Here is an 18203-nt window from a genome sequence, read left to right as displayed (position 1 = left end):
CACGCGCGCTTCGTTTCAAAGCGGTTACAACCAGAAGCCCTTGTGCGGTTCAGCCGCCTCCCCCTCCAGCATCGGCCCCAGCACACTGACCTTGCGCTGCCCCTTGGCGAACACCTCGCGGCACGGCAGAGAGAACGTCGGGTTCTCCGGATGATCCCCCGTCAATCCCAGCAAGGCATGCTCCGACAAGGCATAAACCACTCGCCCGATTCCGGTCCAATACACCGCGCCGGCGCACATGCAGCAAGGTTCGGCGCTGGTGTACAGCGTGCACAGTTCCAGCTCTTGCGGCGACAGCAATTTTGCCGCTGCGGCGGCCGCCACCAACTCGGCGTGCTGCGTCGGATCGCCTTCCGGCGGCATCGAGTTATTCCCCGCTTCGACAATCACCTTGCCGTTGCGGTCGGCCACCAATGCCGCGAACGGATGGCGACCGCGTTGTTTCGATGCCTCGGACAAGGCGATGGTCTGGTGCAACAACGCCAGATCCAGATCGCTGACGCCAGCCGGGATGAGCTGAGTGAATTGATTCATGGGTAACTCCTGGGCAGTGGAAAACAAAAGGTCAGTCGGCCAGTTCAGCGCCGAGGGTTTCGGTCGATTTTTTTTCGTTGTTGAGCAGGATGTTGAGGGCGATGGCGGTGATCGCTCCGAGGAAAATCCCGCTGTCGAGCACCAGTTTCAACGTCGGCTCAACGTGTTCGAACAGCGCAGGAAAGGACATCGGCAGCACGCCGACACTCACCGACACGGCGACGATGATGCCGTTGCGAGTGCCCTCGAACTGCACCCGCGACAGTTCCTGAATCCCTGCCACCGTGGTCATGCCGAACATCACGATTGCGCAACCACCGAGCACCGGTGTCGGCACCGCCGCAATCAACGCGCCGAGTTTCGGGAACAACCCCATCAGCACCATGATTGCCCCGGCGGCGGCCACGACGAAGCGGCTTTTGACGTTGGAAAGCGCAATCAAACCGGTGTTCTGGGTGAAGGCGTTGTAAGGAAAACTGTTGAACAAACCACCGAGCATGGTCGACAAGCCGTCGGCGCGAAACGCGTTGCCGAGGGTCTTTTGCGTGGTCGGTTTGCCGGTCAGTTTGCCGATCGCCAAGCAGTTGCCGGTGGTCTCCGCCATGATCACCAGCATCGCCAGGGTCATGATCAGAATGGGCACCGGCGCGAAGTCCGGCGCGCCGAAGGCCATCGGCGCACTCAGCTCAAACCACGCGGCTTCGCTGACCCGATTGAAGTGAGTCATGCCGCAAGCCGCTGCGATCAGACTGCCGACGAACAGGCCGATCAACACGCTGAGGTTGCCGAGGAAGCCCTTGCATTTGGCATAGATCACCAGTGTCACGCTGACCGTGGCCAGACCCAGCAACAAGTTCGCCGGATTGCCGAAATCCGCCGAGTCGGGATTGCCGCCGCCCAGCCAGATCGCCGCCGCCGGCATCAGCGAGATGCCGATAATGGTGATCAGACTGCCAATCACCACCGGCGGAAAAAACCGCAGCAAGCGGCTGAACACCGGTGCCAGGGCAATGGTGATAAAGCCGGCGGCGATCACCGCACCGAAAATCTGACTGAGGCCGAATTCCTTGCCGATCATGATCATCGGCGCCAGAGCAATGAACGAGCAGCCCTGAATCAGCGGCAGCCGTGCGCCGAATTTCCAGAAGCCGAGAGTTTGAATCAGCGTCGCCACGCCAGAGGTCAACAGGTTGGCGTTGATCAGCAACACCACCTGCGCCGAGGTCAGGCCCATCGCACTGCCGAGAATCAGCGGCACCGCCACCGCTCCCGCGTACATCACCAGCACATGCTGCAAGCCAAACGTGAACAACTGTCGCAGTGGCAAAACCTCGTCCACCGGATGAATGCGTTGTGTAGTCATTTCACACGCTCCTGAAGGTGCGGCATCTGTTGAGATCGCGGGCATGCTCAGGGACGCTTGAAAGTCAGATCCGCCCCGGAGATCGTTTGACGCGAGGGCATATTTGAACGTTTATTGCGATGAAACAAATTAGCAACCATCGCTTTTTTCGATGGCACAATCAGGCATTCGTTAGCCGCTCCAAACCTTCATTTTCGACCCGGGAGTTCACCGCTTGCGCTTCTCACTCGATCAACTGTTGATGTTCGTCCAAGTGGTCAAAAGCGGATCGTTTTCCGCCGCCGGGCGCCAACTGGGCAAGACCCAATCGACCATCAGCGCGGCGATTGCCAACCTCGAAACCGACCTTGGCGTCGACCTGTTCGACCGCAGCAACCGCAGCCCTGCCCTCACCGCCAGCGGCCACAAATTGCTGGTGCAGGCCGAAGCCGTGCTCGAACGCTGCATGACCTTCGAAGCCCACGCTGACTGCCTTTCGGACAACGTCGAAACCAGCCTGACACTGGCGATTGAAACGCCGTACGGGCCGATCATGCCGGTGCTCAAAGCCTTCGAAGCCGCGTTCCCCTTTGTCGACCTGATCATCCGCCATCCGGTTTACGGCGACGTCAGCGAACTGGTCAGCAGCGGCGAAGCGGTACTCGGTGTGGCGTTCTCACAGCCCGGCTATCCCAAGGAGCTGGCGTTTCAGCAACTGGGCAAGCTGATCATGCTGCACGTCTGCCACCCCGACCATCCATTGGCGCAACTCGATAACGTCACGTTCGACGACCTGCACGTCCATCGGCGCCTGGCCTTCAGCGCCCACGCGAGCAAACTGCCGAGCAGCGAATACCTGCGCTCGACCCAGTTGTGGCAAGCGGAAAGCTATCTGGCGTTACTGGAAATGGTCCGCGCCGGGCTCGGTTGGGCCACCCTGCCCCGCCAGCTTGTTCAGCGTGAACTGGCCAAGGGTGAGCTGGTGGAGCTACAGCTCTCGGCGTATCCGCATACCGACTGGCAGATTGGTGTGGATTTGCTGTGGGCGCGGCAGCGACCGCTGGGCAACGCGGAGCGGTGGCTGAAGGAGAAATTGCAGGGCAACAAGGTGTATGAGCTGGATCGCAACGGGCAGATCACCACCCTTTGACGTGGGAACAAAGAGGCCCGCCAAAGCGGGCCTCGATTGCAGGCGTTGTCACTACGCCAGTTTGACTGTTTCGGTCTGAACCTCGTGCTCAGGGCGGATCTTGAACCAGATGGAATACATCGCCGGCAGGAACACCAGCGTCATGATGGTGCCGACGAACGTGCCGCCAATCAGGGTGTAGGCCAGCGTGCCCCAGAACACCGAGTGTGTCAGTGGAATAAACGCCAAAATGGCCGCCAGCGCCGTCAGCAGTACCGGCCGCGCACGTTGCACAGTGGCTTCGACCACGGCATGGAACGGGTCCAGTCCTTCCAGCGTGTTGTGATGGATCTGCCCGATCAGAATCAGCGTATTGCGCATCAGGATCCCCGACAGCGCAATCAACCCGACCAGCGCATTGATGCCAAATGGCTGATTGAAGATCAGCAGCGTCGGCACCACACCAATCAAGCCTAATGGCGAGGTGAGGAAGACCATGATCATCGCCGCGATCGAACGCACCTGCACCATGATGATCAGCAACGTCATGGCGATCATGATCGGCAGCAAGGGCAGGATCGCCTTGCCCGCCTTGCCGGATTCCTCGATGGCGCCTGCCTGCTCGATCCGGTAACCGGCAGGCAGTGTTTCGATGATCGGCTGCAACTGCTTGAGGATCACACTCGAAACATCCGGTGGCTGCAAGCCTTCGGCAATGTCGCCCCGCACGGTGATGGTTGGCGTGCGATCACGGCGGCGCAGAATCGGATCCTCCATGCGCACATCGACCTCGCCGATCTGCGACAACGGGATGCGTTGTCCCGCCGCGCCGACCAAGGTGAAACCTTTGATTTGCGCCGGGTCGAGCCTGATATTGCCAGCGGCACGCCCAACAACCTGGACAGACCGAATATCCTCGCGCACCGCGGTAATCGGCACTCCGCTCAGCAGGAACTGCAGTTGCTGGGCAACCGCATTCGAGGTCAGCCCCACTGCTTGCAGACGGTCCTGATCGAGACTGAAATGCAATGTCGGGGTCAGCGGTCCCCAGTCAGTGTTCACCGTTCTCATCATCGGGCTGTCTTGCAGCACGCCGCGGACTTGCTCGGCGATATCGCGTAGTTTCGCCGGATCAGGACCCATCACCCGGTAGGCAACCGGAAACGGCGAATAAGGACCAAAGACAATTTGCGTAGCCCTGACACGGGCCTCCGGGGCCAGTCCTTCAGCAACCGCTTCGCGCAGCCGGAACTTGAGGGTTTCGCGTGCTTCCTGACTGTCCGTCAGCACCACGATTTTGGCAAACGAGGGATCGGGTAATTCCGGCGCCATCGCCAGGAAGAAACGCGGCGCACCCTGGCCGATATAGGCCGTGACGATTTTCGCCTCATCCTGCTCGTGCAACCAGGCTTCGACCTTAGCGGCCGCGGCGCTGGTCTGCTCGATCGAAGTCCCATAGGGCATCTGCACCTCGATCATCACCTCGGGGCGATCGGAGGTCGGAAAGAACTGTTTCTTCACCAAGCCCATGCCTGGCACGGCGACGAAAAACAGCGTGACCACCGTGCCTGCCACCAGCCATTTGCGAGCGATCACCGCGGTCAGCAGCCGGCGGAAACGGTTGTAATTCGGCGTGTTGTAGATCGCCGCGTGGCCACCTTCAACCTTCTTGATGTCCGGCAACAACTTCACGCCCAGATACGGGGTGAACGCCACCGCAACGACCCAGGAAGCGATCAGTGCGATGCCGACAATCCAGAACATATTGCTGGTGTACTCGCCGGCAGTGGACTGGGCAAAACCGTTGGGCAAAAAGCCGATCGCCGTCACCAGCGTACCGGACAGCATCGGTGCCGCCGTATGGCTCCAGGCATACGCGGACGCTTTGATGCGATCGTAGCCCTCCTCCATTTTCACCACCATCATTTCAATGGCGATGATCGCGTCATCGACCAACAGCCCGAGCGCGAGGATCAATGACCCGAGGGTAATCCGATCGAAGTTCTTGCCGGTGGCGGCCATCACCACGAACACGATCGCCAGGGTCAACGGCACTGCGGCGGCGACCACCACGCCTACTCGCCAGCCCATACTCAGAAAGCACACGAGCATGACCACCAGCAGCGCGACAAAAAATTTGACCATGAACTCGCCGACCGCCGAGTCGATATTGACTGCCTGGTCGGTGACTTTGGCGAGGGTCATGCCCAATGGCATTTCCGCATTGATCCGCGCGGTCTCCGCATCCAGCACCTTGCCCAGATCGAGACCGTTCCAGCCCTCGCGCATCACCACACCCAGCAGCAGCGCGTCTTCGCCGTTATTGCGCACAACAAAGGTCGCCGGATCTTCGTAACCGCGTTCAACCGTCGCCACATCAGAGAGCTTGAGCGTGCGGCCCTGCACGGAGACCGGTGTGTCGCGAATTTTCTGCACCTTGTCGAAAGCACCGTCGAGACGCAGAAACACCTGTGGCCCATTGGTTTCGATGGAGCCGGCGGGCGTCAGCACGTTCTGACTGTTCAGCGCGGCGAAGATGTCCTGCGGCGACAAGCCGAGGGTCGCCAAGCGGTCATGGGAAAATGAAACGTAGATGCGCTCGGCTTGCTCACCGATGATGTTGACCTTCTTCACCCCCGGCACGTGCAGCAGACGCTGGCGCATGGCTTCGGCATCACGCACCAGCAAGCTCTGCGGCTCACCTTTGGCTTTCAAGGCGAACAGCGCGAAGGTCACATCGGAAAACTCATCGTTGACCATCGGCCCGATCACACCGGCCGGCAGCCTGATGGCTTCATCGTCGAGTTTCTTGCGCGCTTGATAGAACTCTTCCTGCACTTGCGAGGGCGGCGTGCTATCGAGCAACGACACCATCGTGAACGCCAGTCCAGGGCGGGTGTAGGTTTCCGAGCGGTCGTACCACTTGAGTTCTTGCAGGCGCTTTTCAAGGGGTTCGGCGACCTGATCCTGCATCTCTTGCGCCGTCGCGCCCGGCCACGCGGTAATCACGGTCAGCTGCTTGACCGTAAACGGTGGATCTTCCGCACGTCCCAGTTGAAAGAACGACAACGTCCCTGCAACGGCAATCAGAAAAATCAGAAACACCGTGATTGCCCGCTCGCGCACGGCGATGGCCGAAAGGTTGAAGCGCCCCTGGCTCATGGACGACTCCCGGCAACGCTGGCTTCGCTCTGTTGCGGCAATCGCACCTCTTCGCCATCGCGCAGCAAATGTGCGCCCAACGCTACAACCTGCTCACCGGCAGTGAGGTCGCCGGCGATGCGGGCCGAATCATCGCTCAACCCCAGCACCTGAACCGCTCGCCAGGTCACTGTTGCCGGTGTTCCGGCGATCAACCACACACCTGGACCTTTACCCGCGTCGTAAACAGCAGCGATGGGAACTTGTAAGGCCTGTGTCTGGGTGGCGCCCTCGGCAATGCTGAGGGTGACGGTCGCACCGATTGGCGCATTGGCCAGCGGCCCTTCGAGCACATACCGCGCTTCGAATGTGCGTGTTGTGCGGTCTGCGGAGTCCGAAAGCAGCCTGAGACTAACCGTGACAGGAGCCGAATTCACTCCATAAAGGCTGGCTTGCGCGGTGGAGCCGGCAGCCGGGCGCAACGTTTCAGGCAGATGCACGATGGCTTCGCGTTGCCCTGCGCGCGCCAATCGCACCACCGGTTGTCCCGGGCTGATGACTTGTCCAGGTTCAGCGAGAGTTTCCACCACCACGCCGTCCGCATCAGCGACCAGCAGCGCATAACCCGACGCATTAAGGGCCACGTCGGCTTGCGCTTGCGCGGCATTGAGCTGCGCCTTTGCAGTCTCCGCGGCGGCTCTGTACTGGTCGTAGGCTGATGCCGAAATGGCGCCAACGCCGACCAGTTTGCGATAGCGAGCCTCGTCGTCGGCTGTCTGTTTGGCGCTGGCGCGAGCAGCTATGACCGCCGCCTGCTGCGCCCGCGCTTGCAGTCCAAGGTCGATCGGGTCGAGACGCATCAGCGGCTGACCCCGCTTGACGACCTCCCCCGTATCAACCAGACGTTCGAGCACTTTGCCCGACACGCGAAAACCCAAGTCGCCCTGAACGCGCGCCGCGACCACGCCGGTGAAAGAGCGAGCGACATCGGGTGACGCTTGAACCGCAGCGGATCTGACCAGCGGCGCCTGGGTACGGGGATCTGCAACGCTTGAAGATTCGCCGCAGGCAGTCAGGGCAAGAGGTAACAAGCATGCGGCAATGGGGAAAGGTCGGAGCCGGCGCATAGATTCCCTTACTGAGGAATAGGATGATCATCATATTCTCAGTCTTGTGACCAATATCGTCAATAGTCACAACCTGAGAAATAACTGCATCCTGGCCATCAGCAACATCGGACTACGGATCGACTGACAGGCCCGACTAAAAACGGTAGCTCACAGAAGTCCCAAGCCCGCTCGCACTGTTCTTGTATCTGGCACTGTAGGCACCTCTCGATGCCGAGGTGTCGTTAACCTCGACGCTCTCCTCCCAAAGGTAGGAATAAGCCAGGTCGATCGTGACATTTTCCACCGGCGTCCAGCCGGCACCGAAGCTGAGCACCTTGCGGTCGCCCGTCGGAATGCGCGGCCCTCGATTGGTGTTGTTGGCCGGTGACTGATCAACCGAAAAACCGGCACGAAGCACCCATTGGTTATTCAGTTGATAGGCCGCACCGATCGCGTGAGCCCAGGTGTCGTGCCAGTTCTGCTCTTCGCTAATCGTCCCCAACTGGCCACTCAGCAACGGCGGCAAGCCACTGTTCTCGATCGTCAGCTCCTTGAAGCGGCTCCAGCGCGTCCAGGTACTGCCGACATAAAGCGTCCAGTCGTTATTGAATTGATGCGTAACCGAAACGTCCACCGACTCCGGCGTGTCCACGTCCAGCGACGCGTCATAGCTGCGACCGCTCACGCCCAGCACGCTGAAGATGCCATCGGTGACCTTGGTTTTCGCATCCAGGTGGTAACTGACTTTGGAGTGATAGGTCAGCCCCAGGCGGGTCTGGTCTGTCGCCTGCACCAGCACACCGGCGTTGAAGCCCAGCGCGGTATCATCACCCGTGCTTTTCAGCTTGCCGTCATTACGCCCCGGGCTGAGTGGATTGGGCACCATGCCGGATATCTCGCCGCTGATACGGTTAATGGTCGGACCGAAGCCGATCGAGACTTTTTCGTTAAAGGCGTAGCTGATGGTCGGCTGGAAAGTCAGCGTGGTGACTTCACTCTTGTTGGCGTAATAGCGTCCGGCAAAACCACTGCCGTAGTCGGTGATCAGCCCGAACGGCACATAAAATCCGACGCCGAATGCCCAGTGGTCATCAATCGGTTTGACGTAATACCCCATGGGCACGGTGGTCGTTGGCACCATGTCGCCGTCTTCATTGCCGCCGAACGTACTGCGCGTCCGGCTGATATCCGACTTGGCGAACAGCGTCGCCGCGCCCACGCTGACCTGCTCTCGTTTAATCCGCGCCATGCCCGCCGGGTTGCCGTAGATCGTACTGGCGTCTTCGGCTGATGAAGAGCGCCCGGCAAAACCGGAGCCCATCCCGCTGATGCTTTGTTCGTTGAGTGCAAAGCCACCGGCGAACACATTGGAAGACGCAAGCACGACGGCCAGGCCCATGGGGCTCTTGAGCATTGTTTTTTTCATTATCGGGACTCTATGGAGATCACTGGAATAGAACATCGAGCACTACAGCGAAGCCATATTATCCATGTGACCGAATCAGTCAATGGTCACGACAAGCTAAATTCAACGCCCTCCCGGCACTTATGTGCCGGTGGGCAGGAAACGTAATGAGGGGGGATGTCGTCTGACTGGAATCGCCTGAAAACCTTGCCCAGCGATGGGTCAAGGCATGAGGCTGCGCAGGATGAGGTTGGTCGTCAGCGTGGGCGCTTGCTCGATCAAATCCAGATTGTGTTGCAACAGCAGCGGGTTGACGAAAGGTCGCAGCGCCAGATTGATCGCCTCGACGGTCTCGTCCAGCGGCGTCTTGCGCTCAAACTCCCCCGCTTCTCGACCATGGCGCACGATATCGAGGATAAAGCCCTTGATCTGCGCTTCATACACCTGGGCACTGTTCCAGCGCTCCGAAGCGGAAAACGCCGCGATGTCGTAGAGCTTGCGATCGTTGAAAAACAGATCCACACCCGTAGCGATCACGGTTTTCACCAACCTGCGCAAACGCTCGGTGGCTGAAATCGCTTCGGTATTAACCGCTTGTTCGACTGCCGCAGCGATTTGCCCAAGACAGTTGGCGCAAATGGCCTCGCCAATTGCCTGCTTGGAATCAAAGAACTTATAGATGTACGCCTTGGAAAAACCGATGGCCTTGGCCAGGTCGGAAACCGTGGTTTTACCGTAGCCGTATTGGCTGAAATGCTCGTTGGCCGCGGCGACAATCTGGTCACGAATGTCGTGTTCGGCGGGGCCGCGAGTGCTCGGCGAGGAGGTAGATACGGATGGCTGATTCATGGGCGCAGCTTACTCACCCTATGAATGACTGACAACTCGCCGAGCATTGTTGAACGTGTCACACCACCGCGGCTTCAACCGTTCTGGAACGCCACGCAAACCCCAACACCATCAGCAGCCCCAGGCCCGCCATTGCCGCGCCGGCCAGGGAGATCGCCGGATAACCCAGCCCGCTGCTGATCACCGCGCCGCCCAGCGCTGCGCCAATCGCATTGCCGAAGTTGAAGGCGCCGATGTTCACCGCCGAGGCCAGATTGGGCGCGTCCTTCGCCGCTTCCATGACACGCATCTGCAGCGGCGGCACGAGGGCGAAGCTGGCGATACCCCAGATCAGGATGGCCACGGCGGCCGGCAGCGGCCAGCGCATCAGTACGGTGAACGCCAACAATACGACAATCAGCACGCTCAGCGAGACGATCAGGGTGCGATCGATTGAGCGGTCAGCGGCCTTGCCGCCCCACATGTTGCCCAGCGTCAAACCGACACCGTAAAGCATCAGCATGGCGGTGATGAAGGCGGTGGACGCATGGGTCTCGCTGCTGAGGATCGGCGCGATGTAGGTGAAGACGGTGAACATCGCACTCGAGCCGACCACGGTCAGGGCCAGCGCGGCCAGTACCGGGCCGCGCCCCAACACCCGGATTTCTGCCATGACACCGACGCTTTGCGGCGCCCGCACATTAGGCAGAGCGAACCACAACGCGGCCATGGTCACCACGCCCAGGCCGGTAATCCCCCAGAAAGCCGTGCGCCAACCAAACATTTCGCCAAACCAGGCGGCCAGCGGCACACCGCCGATGGTCGCCAGAGTCAGGCCCATGAACATCGCCGCAACCGCCCCAGCACGTTTTTCCGGGGCGACCAGGGTGGCGGCGACGACGGAACCAACGCCAAAGAAGGCACCGTGGTTCAGCGAGGTCACGACCCTGGCAACCATGAGGCTGTAGTAATCGGTGGCCAGGGCCGACATCAGATTACCGAGGGTGAAAATCGCCATGAGCCCGATCAGCAGATAGCGCCGGGGAATCTTGCCGGTGGTCAGAGTCATCAGCGGTGCGCCGAGCAATACGCCCAGCGCATAAGCACTGACCAGCAAACCGGCAGCGGGAATGGAAACGCCCAGATCCGCAGCGATCCCCGGCAACATGCCCATGGGGGCGAATTCTGTAACGCCGATGCCGAAGGCACCGATGGCGAGTGCAACAAGTGGTGGATTGATACGCATGGAAAACTCCTTATCTATGCCGCCAATGCTACGATCCCGTCTTTTCAGGCGGTAGATAGCATTTTTGGCAATCACCTTTGCGTAGGAGGCACAAGTGGATTTCAACGGCAGGTCAGGTGAAATGAGCGTGTTCACCACCGTCGCGCAGGAAGGCAGCCTCTCGGCGGCCGCGCGTGCGCTGGGCCTGACACCCTCGGCAGTCAGCCGGATCATTGCGCGCACCGAGCAACGGCTTGGCACTCGCTTGCTGCTGCGCACCACCCGGGCGATCACCTTCACGGCCGAGGGCGAAGCGTTCCTGCGCGGCGCCCGGCGTATCCTCGCCGACATGGACGAGGTCGAAGAAGCCATCGCCGACCAAGGCGTGCCCAGAGGGCGATTGCGCGTCAGTGCCGCCCTTGGCCACGGCCGTCTGGCCATCGTTCCCTTGGTCGCAGCTTTCAGCGCCCGTTACCCGAACATCGTCGTCGACCTCACCCTCGGCGACGAAGTGGTCGACATTCTTGGCGGACAGGCCGACGTCGCGGTGCGCTTCGGCCATCTGCCCGACAGCCCGCTGACCGCACGCAGGATCGGCACTACCGGCCAGGTAGTAGTGGCATCGCCCGAGTATCTGCAGCGCCACGGCATCCCCCAGGAACCGGAGGACCTGTTGCAGCACAACTGCCTGCGCTTCAACTTCCGGCGTGCCGAACCCAACTGGCCATTCATCCGTGATGGCAAAGCGTTTTCCCTGAAGGTCAGCGGCAACATCGAATGCAGCAGTGGTGAAGCGCTGGCACAACTCGCGCGAATGGGCGCCGGCATTGCACGTATCGGAGAGTTCAGCGTGAGCGAGGATCTGCAGCGCGGCGACCTGATTGCGCTGTTGCAAGACTGGAACCCGGGGGATCAGGAACCGATTCATGCGGTATTCGTCGGTGGCCCGGCAATGCCGGCGCGGGTGCGATTGTTCGTCGACTTCTTGCTGGAGCATCACCGGATGTCAGCGCAGGTATAAGCTGATACTCGTGAAGTTGATGGCCGTCGTTAAAGACCGCTTTAGGTCAGGAACAGACATCTAAATACCCTCACTTGTATATTTCCGACAGACAAATCTTCACCACCAACGCGCAGAATCGGGAAGGTACACATTCATGGATCAAAAAAATGGCCAAGCCGGCACCGCCGACTGGGTCATCCGCAGTGTTCAGCCTGGGGGCATCGAGCGTATCGAAGCGTGGTTCGGCAGCCACGGCTACGATCCTCATCGACACGACACCTACTCGATCGGCCGTACGTTGGCGGGCGTTCAGAGCTTTCACTACGCAGGCTCGCTGCGCCACGGTGTTCCCGGCAACACGCTCGTGCTTCACCCCGACGAACTCCACGATGGCATGGCCGGCACTGACGCAGGCTTTCGTTATCGAATGGCCTACGTTGATCCGTCATTGATCCAGAACGTTCTGGGTGGGGAACCCTTGCCCTTTATCGCAGGGGGACTGTCGAGCGATCCGCGTCTGTTCCAGGCCAGTGAAGCATTCGTGCAAGCGGTGGATCATCCACTGGAAATACTGGAGGAACAGGACGCGCTGTATGACCTGGCGATGGCGTTGCGTGCGGTCGGCGGCAAGCCGCGCGGGCGCAAGCGTCTGGATTACCGCGCAGCCGAGCGCGCCAGAGCATTCATCCTGGAACATCTGCACACATGCATTTCGCTGGAGATGCTGGAACATGCCAGTGGGCGCGAACGCTGGAGCCTGTCACGCGACTTCAGAACACTTTACGGTACGAGCCCTTACCGATTTGTCACCCTGCGCCGTCTGGATCGGTTCCGCGCATTGGTGCTTGAAGGTTTCACCTTGGTGGATGCGGCCCTCGTCGCGGGTTTCCACGATCAAAGTCATATGACGCGACACTTCAGCCGCTGCTACGGAGTTCCGCCCATGCGCTGGCTGGAACGATTGCGGGCCGCGCGCTGACTTGCAGGATCGTACAAGAGCGCCCTGCTCCATGCTCTATAGGATGACGACTTCGACCAAAGAGGATCCGTCATGTCAAAGCTCCGTCATCAACAATCATCAGTTCCTGTAAACCTGGCACGTAAAGCGTCGCTCATCGAACAGCAATGGAGTCCCAGGGTTGTTGCAGAGATGAATGACTACCAGTTCAAGGTTGTGCGAATCGAAGGCGAATTCATCTGGCACTCACATCCTGAGACCGACGAAGCATTTCTTGTCCTGGAGGGCACCTTGCGCATCGACCTGCCGGATGGCTGCGTCTATGTGAGCCCGGGTGAACTGTATGTAGTACCCCGTGGTGTTGAACATCGGACGGCTGCTAAAGGTGAAACAAAACTGATGATGATCGAGCCACGAGGTATTTTGAATACCGGGCATGAAGATGGTGAAAGAACGGCCTTGAACGACGTCTGGATATAATCCAGCACCATCCTGTGCGATGTCTGCGCTGAGTTGGAAGATGAATTCACGATCTTGCGGGATAAGTGACAGTGCTATCCGATCCAGTGGCGCGCGTAGCGCTCAAAGAACTGATTGAAAAACACCTCAAGGGAAGAGATCCCGATTACGACCGTCTGATCGAAATTGTTCAGGATCCTTCGCGGCAAGTTCCGATCAGGGGTGTGCTTGAGGACATTAGACGGTACAACAAGGTCCAGTTCACGCAGCAGGACCTAGAGCTGATCGACGACCTTTTGTACATGTATGGCTGAGACAGTACGTTCTGGTTGCGGGCATGGGCCGGCGTGACTGGTTATGCCACTCACGCTCTCTATAATGAGTCACCGGCCATGCCTGGAGCGCTTGTTATGTCACCTTTCCCTGACCAAAAATCTGCTGTCGTTTTACGCCGTGCTTCAAACTGCGATCTAGAAGATCTGATAGCCATTCGGATTGAGGCCATGCGCGAAAGCCTAGAGCGGCTTGGGCGATTTGATCCTGATCGCGCGCGCGAACGGTTTCATAGTGGTTTCGACGCTAGCAGCACGCGCCGCATAGAAGTATCAGGTGATATGGTCGGTTTTGTCGTTCTCAAAGACCATCAGAGCGAGCTACTGCTCGACCACTTGTATGTGATACCTAGCGCTCAAGGAGCAGGGATAGGCACCGAAGTTCTCACTCGGATTTTCAGAGAGGCGGATGAGATCGGACGCCCTGTTAAAGTTGGCGCTCTCAAAGAAAGCGCTTCAAATCGCTTTTATATTCGCCATGGTTTCGTATTTGTCGAAAGCGGTGAATTTGATAATTATTATGTCCGCGCCAACAGTAATACCGTTCGTTTGGGCGACAGGCGGGATGCCCATACAGATACTTTCGGGAGTGATTAATGAGCAATGACCCCTGTGCTTTAGCTGCGCGCATGATTCGCAATTTCAATGATGTGCCGCTGCAATACGAGCGCCGCGACCCTCTTTACGAGAGCCATGGCGCGCGCCTCGGCACTGACACCGTCGCGCAGAAACTCGGTGCGTCGGTGGACATCGTCGCGCCAGGCAAGCGTTCTTGTCCCTACCACTTTCATTATGCTCAGGAAGAGATGTTCGTCATCCTGGAAGGGTTTGGCACCCTGCGCGTGGCGGGTGAAATGTTGCCGATCCGAAGCGGCGACGTCATCTTCATTCCGGCCGGCCCCGAATATCCGCATCAGATCATCAACACCTCGGATGCACCGCTGAAGTATCTGTCCATTGGCACCCGAGAAACCCCCGAAGTCTGCCAATACCCGGACTCCGGCAAATATCAGGCGATGGTCACAATCAATGGAGCGCGCGCCTTCGCCGCTGTGCAGCGGCCCGGGGCTACGCTTGATTATTGGGACGACGAACCATGAGGGCGCCGTGTTTTCGATCCCGGGCAGGTTTCCCCCGGCATTGCGAAACACTCGGCGCGCGCGAATGACACTCCGACCTCACTCAGCCCTTCAGGCTTTCATCAGTCTGTAAAAGTCCTCCAGCGCTTCGCGAAATTCCGCAAGGGAAAAACTGATCGGCCGATTCTCGACGTCCCATCGAGTGGTAATACCGACTTCCAGGCCGCTGGACACGCTCAACCCAAAACGACGCCAATGCAGAGTCTCTCCGTCAATCACCTGTTCGGTCATCAACACAAAGCAATCGAAGTCCATATCATCGCCGCAGACCAACAGTGGAACTGGCGTCGAAGTCCCGTCTTCTGCAGGAGCGAAGCGCCGTTTGGCGAGCGCGTCTTCTTCCTCGTCCAGCAACCACATCAATGAAAGACCGTTGAGGTCCTGATCGGGGTATTCGAGATGACTGTTCAGCCACTGTTCGATAGGTACGTTGTCGATAAATAGCCAGGCACAACGGCTACGACTGAATTTTGCTTGATGGTAAGCGGCATGGATGCGGTGATGCATGGGAAGTCCATTCAACGATAGAGGGCTGGCGGGAACATCCGGTGAGAAAACGCTTGAGTCGCCGAACAGGTTATCGCCAGATTTAACCCGTGCTGAAGGGCAACCTCGCGAAGTCATGTGTCAATTCACGCCATCCTTTCGCACTCTGCATGTGCGCAACACTTTTATAGGTGCCTCTTTTTGATGCTCGCCTGGCTGAACTTCAAAGAACAAAGTCGTCACGGATCCTTGGTTATTTACCAAAATGGTGCGCAAAAAAAATAGTTTGACAGAGCCATCCAGCCAAACCTTAACTGACCAGCAATCAGCTGATTTACAGAGTAATTTTTTCATTGTCGACGGTAAGAGCTTTTGATATCACGCAATCTGAACCCTCACTGCACCTTTGTTTTATTGAGTTGACAAGGTGCGGAGCAAGGAACCCACGAATTGAGTACATTTCGAAAGTATCTTTGCCTGGACTTGTTACTCTGGATCTACCTCGGCTGCTGGAATACCACGCTACCGCTGATCATCGTGCAGCGAGGAAGCCTGCTGGAGCTGGCGGCCTACGAAACAGCGCTCGCGCTCGCGGCGATCATTTCAATGTTGTGCCTGGCGCCGCGTGTTGAGTCGATGCGCCGCAGTACGGCGCTCAAGGTAGGCTGTTTTGCGATCTTGATGGCCAGCGTATTGCGATACTTTTTTGCCGCAAACTGGTATTCGCTTGATGCGCTGATACTGATCGATGTGATCGCGGCATCAGCATTTGGAATGATCCAGCCTCTGTTGGGTATCTATCCTGCGGAAACCGTTGATAAATATCGTGCGGACGCGGCATTTCGCGTCCGGCGCATCGTCGTTACTGTCGGCAGGGTTGCGGGGCCCTTGTTGGCGGGTATTGTTATTACGGTTTCTTCACTGGAAATCTCGCTGCTATTTGCGTCAATCGTGGGATTAGTCATCGTGGCGTTCGCCATGATGCTACCGGTGAGTGCAGCCCCTGCCCTGCTACGCAGAAAATCATCAGCCGATCACGTTAATGACATGCTTTTGGGGCTTAAACTCAAATGCGCTCTACCGGCAGAACAATTTTTGACTTTTTCAGGGTTGCTACTGGGTTTTGCCGTAACAGCGACGGTACCGATGTTGGTTCCAGCGCTCATACACACTCGCGGTTTAGCTGAAGGTAGCGTTGGCCTGTTCAATGCGCTGTTCGCGGGTGGGGCTGTTGCAGGTTTGTTCTTCTTAAGCCCGCTGATTAGCAAAAAGGAAAATCAGCGCAACAAGTATCTTGGATGTTGGGCCCTATTAACGTTTGCACTCTGTGCAGCGACGCAAGCCGACGAAATCTGGCAGTTGAGTACTTGTCTGTTTTTCGCCGGGGCGGCGAGTGCTTGCATTGCTATGGTCGGAATGGACAAGAGGCTCATGTCGATCCCCTCCGGCGTACGCGTACGACTGATGGCCTCCACATTAGTGATCAGTCAGCTAGGCAGCTCGGTTTCATTCATGATGACGGGCGCCATCATGTCCAGATCCGGCGCAAACAGTTTGATGTGGCTTTATCTCGGGGTATTTCTGATTATCGTCATGTATTCCATGCGATCAAAAAAGATATGGCACTTCCTGGAAGATGACGCTGAGTCAGAGCTGTATTACGCAAAAAACCATCCGGAACTTGCGGCGATCTTGAGTCCATGAAATGCGGTTGAAACGTTACTCGGTCAACTCAAAGTGAGCATCAGACTCCCCTTCCTGAGCTTCCGTGGCATTGAGCCCCGCCAATCAGGCAAGCACCGACGCGGCGACCTACACCGCGGCGCTAAGCCCGAATGTAGATTTGTAGCCACTCAGATCAAAAGCCAGGTCACCAATGATTGCGCCTCCCGCGATCGCCACTTGGACAATCGCCACCAGCAAGCCGCCTCCGGCCTGCGCAGCATCATCCGGAAGCGTTTGCGCCAGCCATGTCCACCAGCCGATCGGCGCGGCGGTGGGAACCAGTCCCCAGAGGCGAGTAATAAAGCAGGATCGCTTTCTGTTTCATCCCATCGTTGGACAAGGGCTGTTTTCAGCCGACCACAAGAGGCAGTAATCGGTCAAAAACGGTCGCTTGAAAATCTACTAAACTGGCGTTGATTGAGGTCAGGTTTGGAATTTTACGTTTCACAAGGAGGTGCTCATGACATTGGTAGAAAGCTCTGAGTTCATTCGTCACAAGCGATCACTTGACGTGCTTGCGAGACAGAGTCCCGGCTATGTTTACTTAATATCAAGATTTGATGATGACGACGGAACAATATGCACATTCGGAAGTATGGGGTATAGAGACAACCCAATAAAGACAGGGATTGGAGGCGTTGCGCTCGTCACATTGGCAGGTATGAAACAGCAGCGAAGAATTCAGCCTGCCGACCGTTTGCGAGGCCCTTTCATACAGGGTAGCCAACCTGTGCTCGGCACTCTAAGGGTCATCGAGAATCCGCAACAAGGTGGCGGCCATGCGGAAGAACTGTTTCTGAGGAAGCTCCCTCAAATGTTTGATGAATATGGCGCTGCAAGTAAGATTGATATTTTTATTTCCAAAATCCCGTGCGCCTCAGCATCCTCAAATTGGATATTGCCCACTGCAAACGGTGATCTGCTGCTTCCGGCGGGTTGCGCCAATAAGCTAGCTGCCGTCATTCGATCGAGTGAAGGCATTACTTGGCGAATATGGTGGGAGCACGGCTATCCGAATCAAGCCACTCATACTGCTTGCATTGGCGCATTGTCACAACTAAGAGGTTTGGCAATTGTTCAGCAATACTTTGGATAAGGTGGAATATTGCCTTGGGCCTTTCACGCCTTTTTACCCACTAGATGTTATCAGTCTAGATACAGGTTGAAATAGCAGGAAAGGCGCAGAGCCTAACCAATGATCGATATTGTTCGAAAGCAGCGAGACGTCAAGGCTGTGTCTATATAAAACGGAGCGTTATCCCACGGCTCATATTCATGAGCCAATACAGACTGCCAGGTGGGTGGCGTCAGGCCGGTAATATCAACCTTCCTGGTGTCTACCCTTGAATTCCTCCCCCGCCCGGGCATGCTCCGGCGTAGTCCGCACG

At 57.8% G+C, this 18203-nt stretch carries 17 protein-coding genes and 2 pseudogenes; 9 read left to right on the top strand and 10 right to left on the bottom strand.

Annotated elements, in window-relative coordinates:
- Positions 1 to 24: 24 nt before the first annotated feature.
- Both PspS49_RS14965 and PspS49_RS14960 read right to left on the bottom strand, forming a co-directional pair.
- Positions 25 to 534 (bottom strand): nucleoside deaminase, encoded by a 510-nt coding sequence (locus PspS49_RS14965; protein ID WP_160040037.1) that lies wholly within the window; start codon positions 532 to 534, stop codon positions 25 to 27.
- 31 nt (positions 535 to 565) lie between these two features.
- The gene (locus PspS49_RS14960; protein WP_160040035.1) at positions 566 to 1897 is read right to left on the bottom strand and encodes a nucleobase:cation symporter-2 family protein; all 1332 of its coding nucleotides are present in this window, start codon (positions 1895 to 1897) and stop codon (positions 566 to 568) included.
- 214 nt (positions 1898 to 2111) lie between these two features.
- Here PspS49_RS14960 and PspS49_RS14955 point away from each other — a divergent pair, with 214 nt between their 5' ends.
- Complete coding sequence (locus PspS49_RS14955; RefSeq protein WP_160040033.1) at positions 2112 to 3026, top strand: LysR family transcriptional regulator; 915 nt, start codon at positions 2112 to 2114, stop codon at positions 3024 to 3026.
- A gap of 51 nt (positions 3027 to 3077) precedes the next feature.
- On the opposite strand, the gene PspS49_RS14950 is transcribed toward PspS49_RS14955, so the two are convergent.
- From PspS49_RS14950 to PspS49_RS14930, 5 genes are all read right to left on the bottom strand, one after another.
- Positions 3078 to 6167 (bottom strand): efflux RND transporter permease subunit, encoded by a 3090-nt coding sequence (locus PspS49_RS14950; RefSeq protein ID WP_160040031.1) that lies wholly within the window; start codon positions 6165 to 6167, stop codon positions 3078 to 3080.
- Positions 6164 to 7273, bottom strand: a complete 1110-nt coding sequence (locus PspS49_RS14945) for an efflux RND transporter periplasmic adaptor subunit (protein ID WP_160040029.1) — start codon at positions 7271 to 7273, stop codon at positions 6164 to 6166. The genes PspS49_RS14950 and PspS49_RS14945 overlap by 4 nt, the downstream gene beginning before the upstream one ends.
- A gap of 136 nt (positions 7274 to 7409) precedes the next feature.
- A complete protein-coding gene (locus tag PspS49_RS14940) occupies positions 7410 to 8681 on the bottom strand; it encodes an outer membrane protein transport protein (RefSeq protein ID WP_160040027.1) in 1272 nt (423 codons plus the stop codon).
- A 201-nt stretch (positions 8682 to 8882) separates the two neighbouring features.
- Entirely contained in the window at positions 8883 to 9509 is a 627-nt protein-coding gene (locus PspS49_RS14935) for a TetR/AcrR family transcriptional regulator (protein WP_160040025.1), read from the bottom strand.
- A 58-nt stretch (positions 9510 to 9567) separates the two neighbouring features.
- A complete protein-coding gene (locus PspS49_RS14930) occupies positions 9568 to 10734 on the bottom strand; it encodes an MFS transporter (protein ID WP_160040023.1) in 1167 nt (388 codons plus the stop codon).
- 94 nt (positions 10735 to 10828) lie between these two features.
- Between PspS49_RS14930 and PspS49_RS14925 the strand changes: the two genes are divergently transcribed.
- From PspS49_RS14925 to PspS49_RS14900, 6 genes are all read left to right on the top strand, one after another.
- Positions 10829 to 11734 carry a LysR family transcriptional regulator gene (locus PspS49_RS14925; protein WP_160040021.1) on the top strand — a complete coding sequence of 302 codons (906 nt, stop codon included), beginning with the start codon at positions 10829 to 10831 and terminating at the stop codon, positions 11732 to 11734.
- A 136-nt stretch (positions 11735 to 11870) separates the two neighbouring features.
- Positions 11871 to 12695 (top strand): AraC family transcriptional regulator, encoded by an 825-nt coding sequence (locus tag PspS49_RS14920; protein WP_127927584.1) that lies wholly within the window; start codon positions 11871 to 11873, stop codon positions 12693 to 12695.
- A gap of 72 nt (positions 12696 to 12767) precedes the next feature.
- Positions 12768 to 13154 (top strand): cupin domain-containing protein, encoded by a 387-nt coding sequence (locus PspS49_RS14915; protein WP_127927582.1) that lies wholly within the window; start codon positions 12768 to 12770, stop codon positions 13152 to 13154.
- A 71-nt stretch (positions 13155 to 13225) separates the two neighbouring features.
- On the top strand, positions 13226 to 13447 hold the full coding sequence (locus PspS49_RS14910; RefSeq protein ID WP_160040019.1) for a hypothetical protein: 222 nt from the start codon (positions 13226 to 13228) through the stop codon (positions 13445 to 13447).
- A 96-nt stretch (positions 13448 to 13543) separates the two neighbouring features.
- A complete protein-coding gene (locus tag PspS49_RS14905) occupies positions 13544 to 14062 on the top strand; it encodes a GNAT family N-acetyltransferase (protein WP_160040017.1) in 519 nt (172 codons plus the stop codon).
- A complete protein-coding gene (locus PspS49_RS14900; protein ID WP_160039985.1) occupies positions 14062 to 14565 on the top strand; it encodes a cupin domain-containing protein in 504 nt (167 codons plus the stop codon). The genes PspS49_RS14905 and PspS49_RS14900 overlap by 1 nt, the downstream gene beginning before the upstream one ends.
- Before the next feature lie 90 nt (positions 14566 to 14655).
- Here PspS49_RS14900 and PspS49_RS14895 read toward each other — a convergent pair whose 3' ends face one another.
- Entirely contained in the window at positions 14656 to 15111 is a 456-nt protein-coding gene (locus PspS49_RS14895) for a hypothetical protein (protein ID WP_160039983.1), read from the bottom strand.
- 429 nt (positions 15112 to 15540) lie between these two features.
- Here PspS49_RS14895 and PspS49_RS14890 point away from each other — a divergent pair, with 429 nt between their 5' ends.
- Positions 15541 to 16794 (top strand): MFS transporter, encoded by a 1254-nt coding sequence (locus PspS49_RS14890; RefSeq protein ID WP_160039981.1) that lies wholly within the window; start codon positions 15541 to 15543, stop codon positions 16792 to 16794.
- Between the two features lie 111 nt (positions 16795 to 16905).
- Here the strand turns inward: PspS49_RS14890 and PspS49_RS29850 are convergent.
- Positions 16906 to 17106: pseudogene (locus PspS49_RS29850) on the bottom strand (MFS transporter); the annotation flags it as partial.
- A gap of 169 nt (positions 17107 to 17275) precedes the next feature.
- Here PspS49_RS29850 and PspS49_RS14880 point away from each other — a divergent pair.
- On the top strand, positions 17276 to 17911 hold the full coding sequence (locus PspS49_RS14880) for a hypothetical protein (protein ID WP_150751429.1): 636 nt from the start codon (positions 17276 to 17278) through the stop codon (positions 17909 to 17911).
- A gap of 92 nt (positions 17912 to 18003) precedes the next feature.
- On the opposite strand, the pseudogene PspS49_RS29845 reads toward PspS49_RS14880, so the two are convergent.
- Positions 18004 to 18159, bottom strand: a pseudogene (locus PspS49_RS29845) (kinase); the annotation flags it as partial.
- Positions 18160 to 18203: the final 44 nt, after the last annotated feature.

This window comes from Pseudomonas sp. S49, assembly GCF_009866785.1.
Classification (GTDB): Bacteria; Pseudomonadota; Gammaproteobacteria; order Pseudomonadales; family Pseudomonadaceae; genus Aquipseudomonas.
This window is presented reverse-complemented; position numbering and strand designations above follow the sequence as displayed.

Excerpts from the sequence above, each read along its gene's own strand:
- PspS49_RS14965 (WP_160040037.1), bottom strand. The coding sequence starts at position 534 with ATGAATCAATTCACTCAGCTCATCCCGGCTGGCGTCAGCGATCTGGAT.
- PspS49_RS14960 (WP_160040035.1), bottom strand. The coding sequence starts at position 1,897 with ATGACTACACAACGCATTCATCCGGTGGACGAGGTTTTGCCACTGCGA.
- PspS49_RS14950 (WP_160040031.1), bottom strand. The coding sequence starts at position 6,167 with ATGAGCCAGGGGCGCTTCAACCTTTCGGCCATCGCCGTGCGCGAGCGG.
- PspS49_RS14945 (WP_160040029.1), bottom strand. The coding sequence starts at position 7,273 with ATGCGCCGGCTCCGACCTTTCCCCATTGCCGCATGCTTGTTACCTCTT.
- PspS49_RS14940 (WP_160040027.1), bottom strand. The coding sequence starts at position 8,681 with ATGAAAAAAACAATGCTCAAGAGCCCCATGGGCCTGGCCGTCGTGCTT.
- PspS49_RS14935 (WP_160040025.1), bottom strand. The coding sequence starts at position 9,509 with ATGAATCAGCCATCCGTATCTACCTCCTCGCCGAGCACTCGCGGCCCC.
- PspS49_RS14930 (WP_160040023.1), bottom strand. The coding sequence starts at position 10,734 with ATGCGTATCAATCCACCACTTGTTGCACTCGCCATCGGTGCCTTCGGC.
- PspS49_RS14920 (WP_127927584.1), top strand. The coding sequence starts at position 11,871 with ATGGATCAAAAAAATGGCCAAGCCGGCACCGCCGACTGGGTCATCCGC.
- PspS49_RS14915 (WP_127927582.1), top strand. The coding sequence starts at position 12,768 with ATGTCAAAGCTCCGTCATCAACAATCATCAGTTCCTGTAAACCTGGCA.
- PspS49_RS14905 (WP_160040017.1), top strand. The coding sequence starts at position 13,544 with ATGTCACCTTTCCCTGACCAAAAATCTGCTGTCGTTTTACGCCGTGCT.
- PspS49_RS14900 (WP_160039985.1), top strand. The coding sequence starts at position 14,062 with ATGAGCAATGACCCCTGTGCTTTAGCTGCGCGCATGATTCGCAATTTC.
- PspS49_RS14895 (WP_160039983.1), bottom strand. The coding sequence starts at position 15,111 with ATGCATCACCGCATCCATGCCGCTTACCATCAAGCAAAATTCAGTCGT.
- PspS49_RS14880 (WP_150751429.1), top strand. The coding sequence starts at position 17,276 with ATGACATTGGTAGAAAGCTCTGAGTTCATTCGTCACAAGCGATCACTT.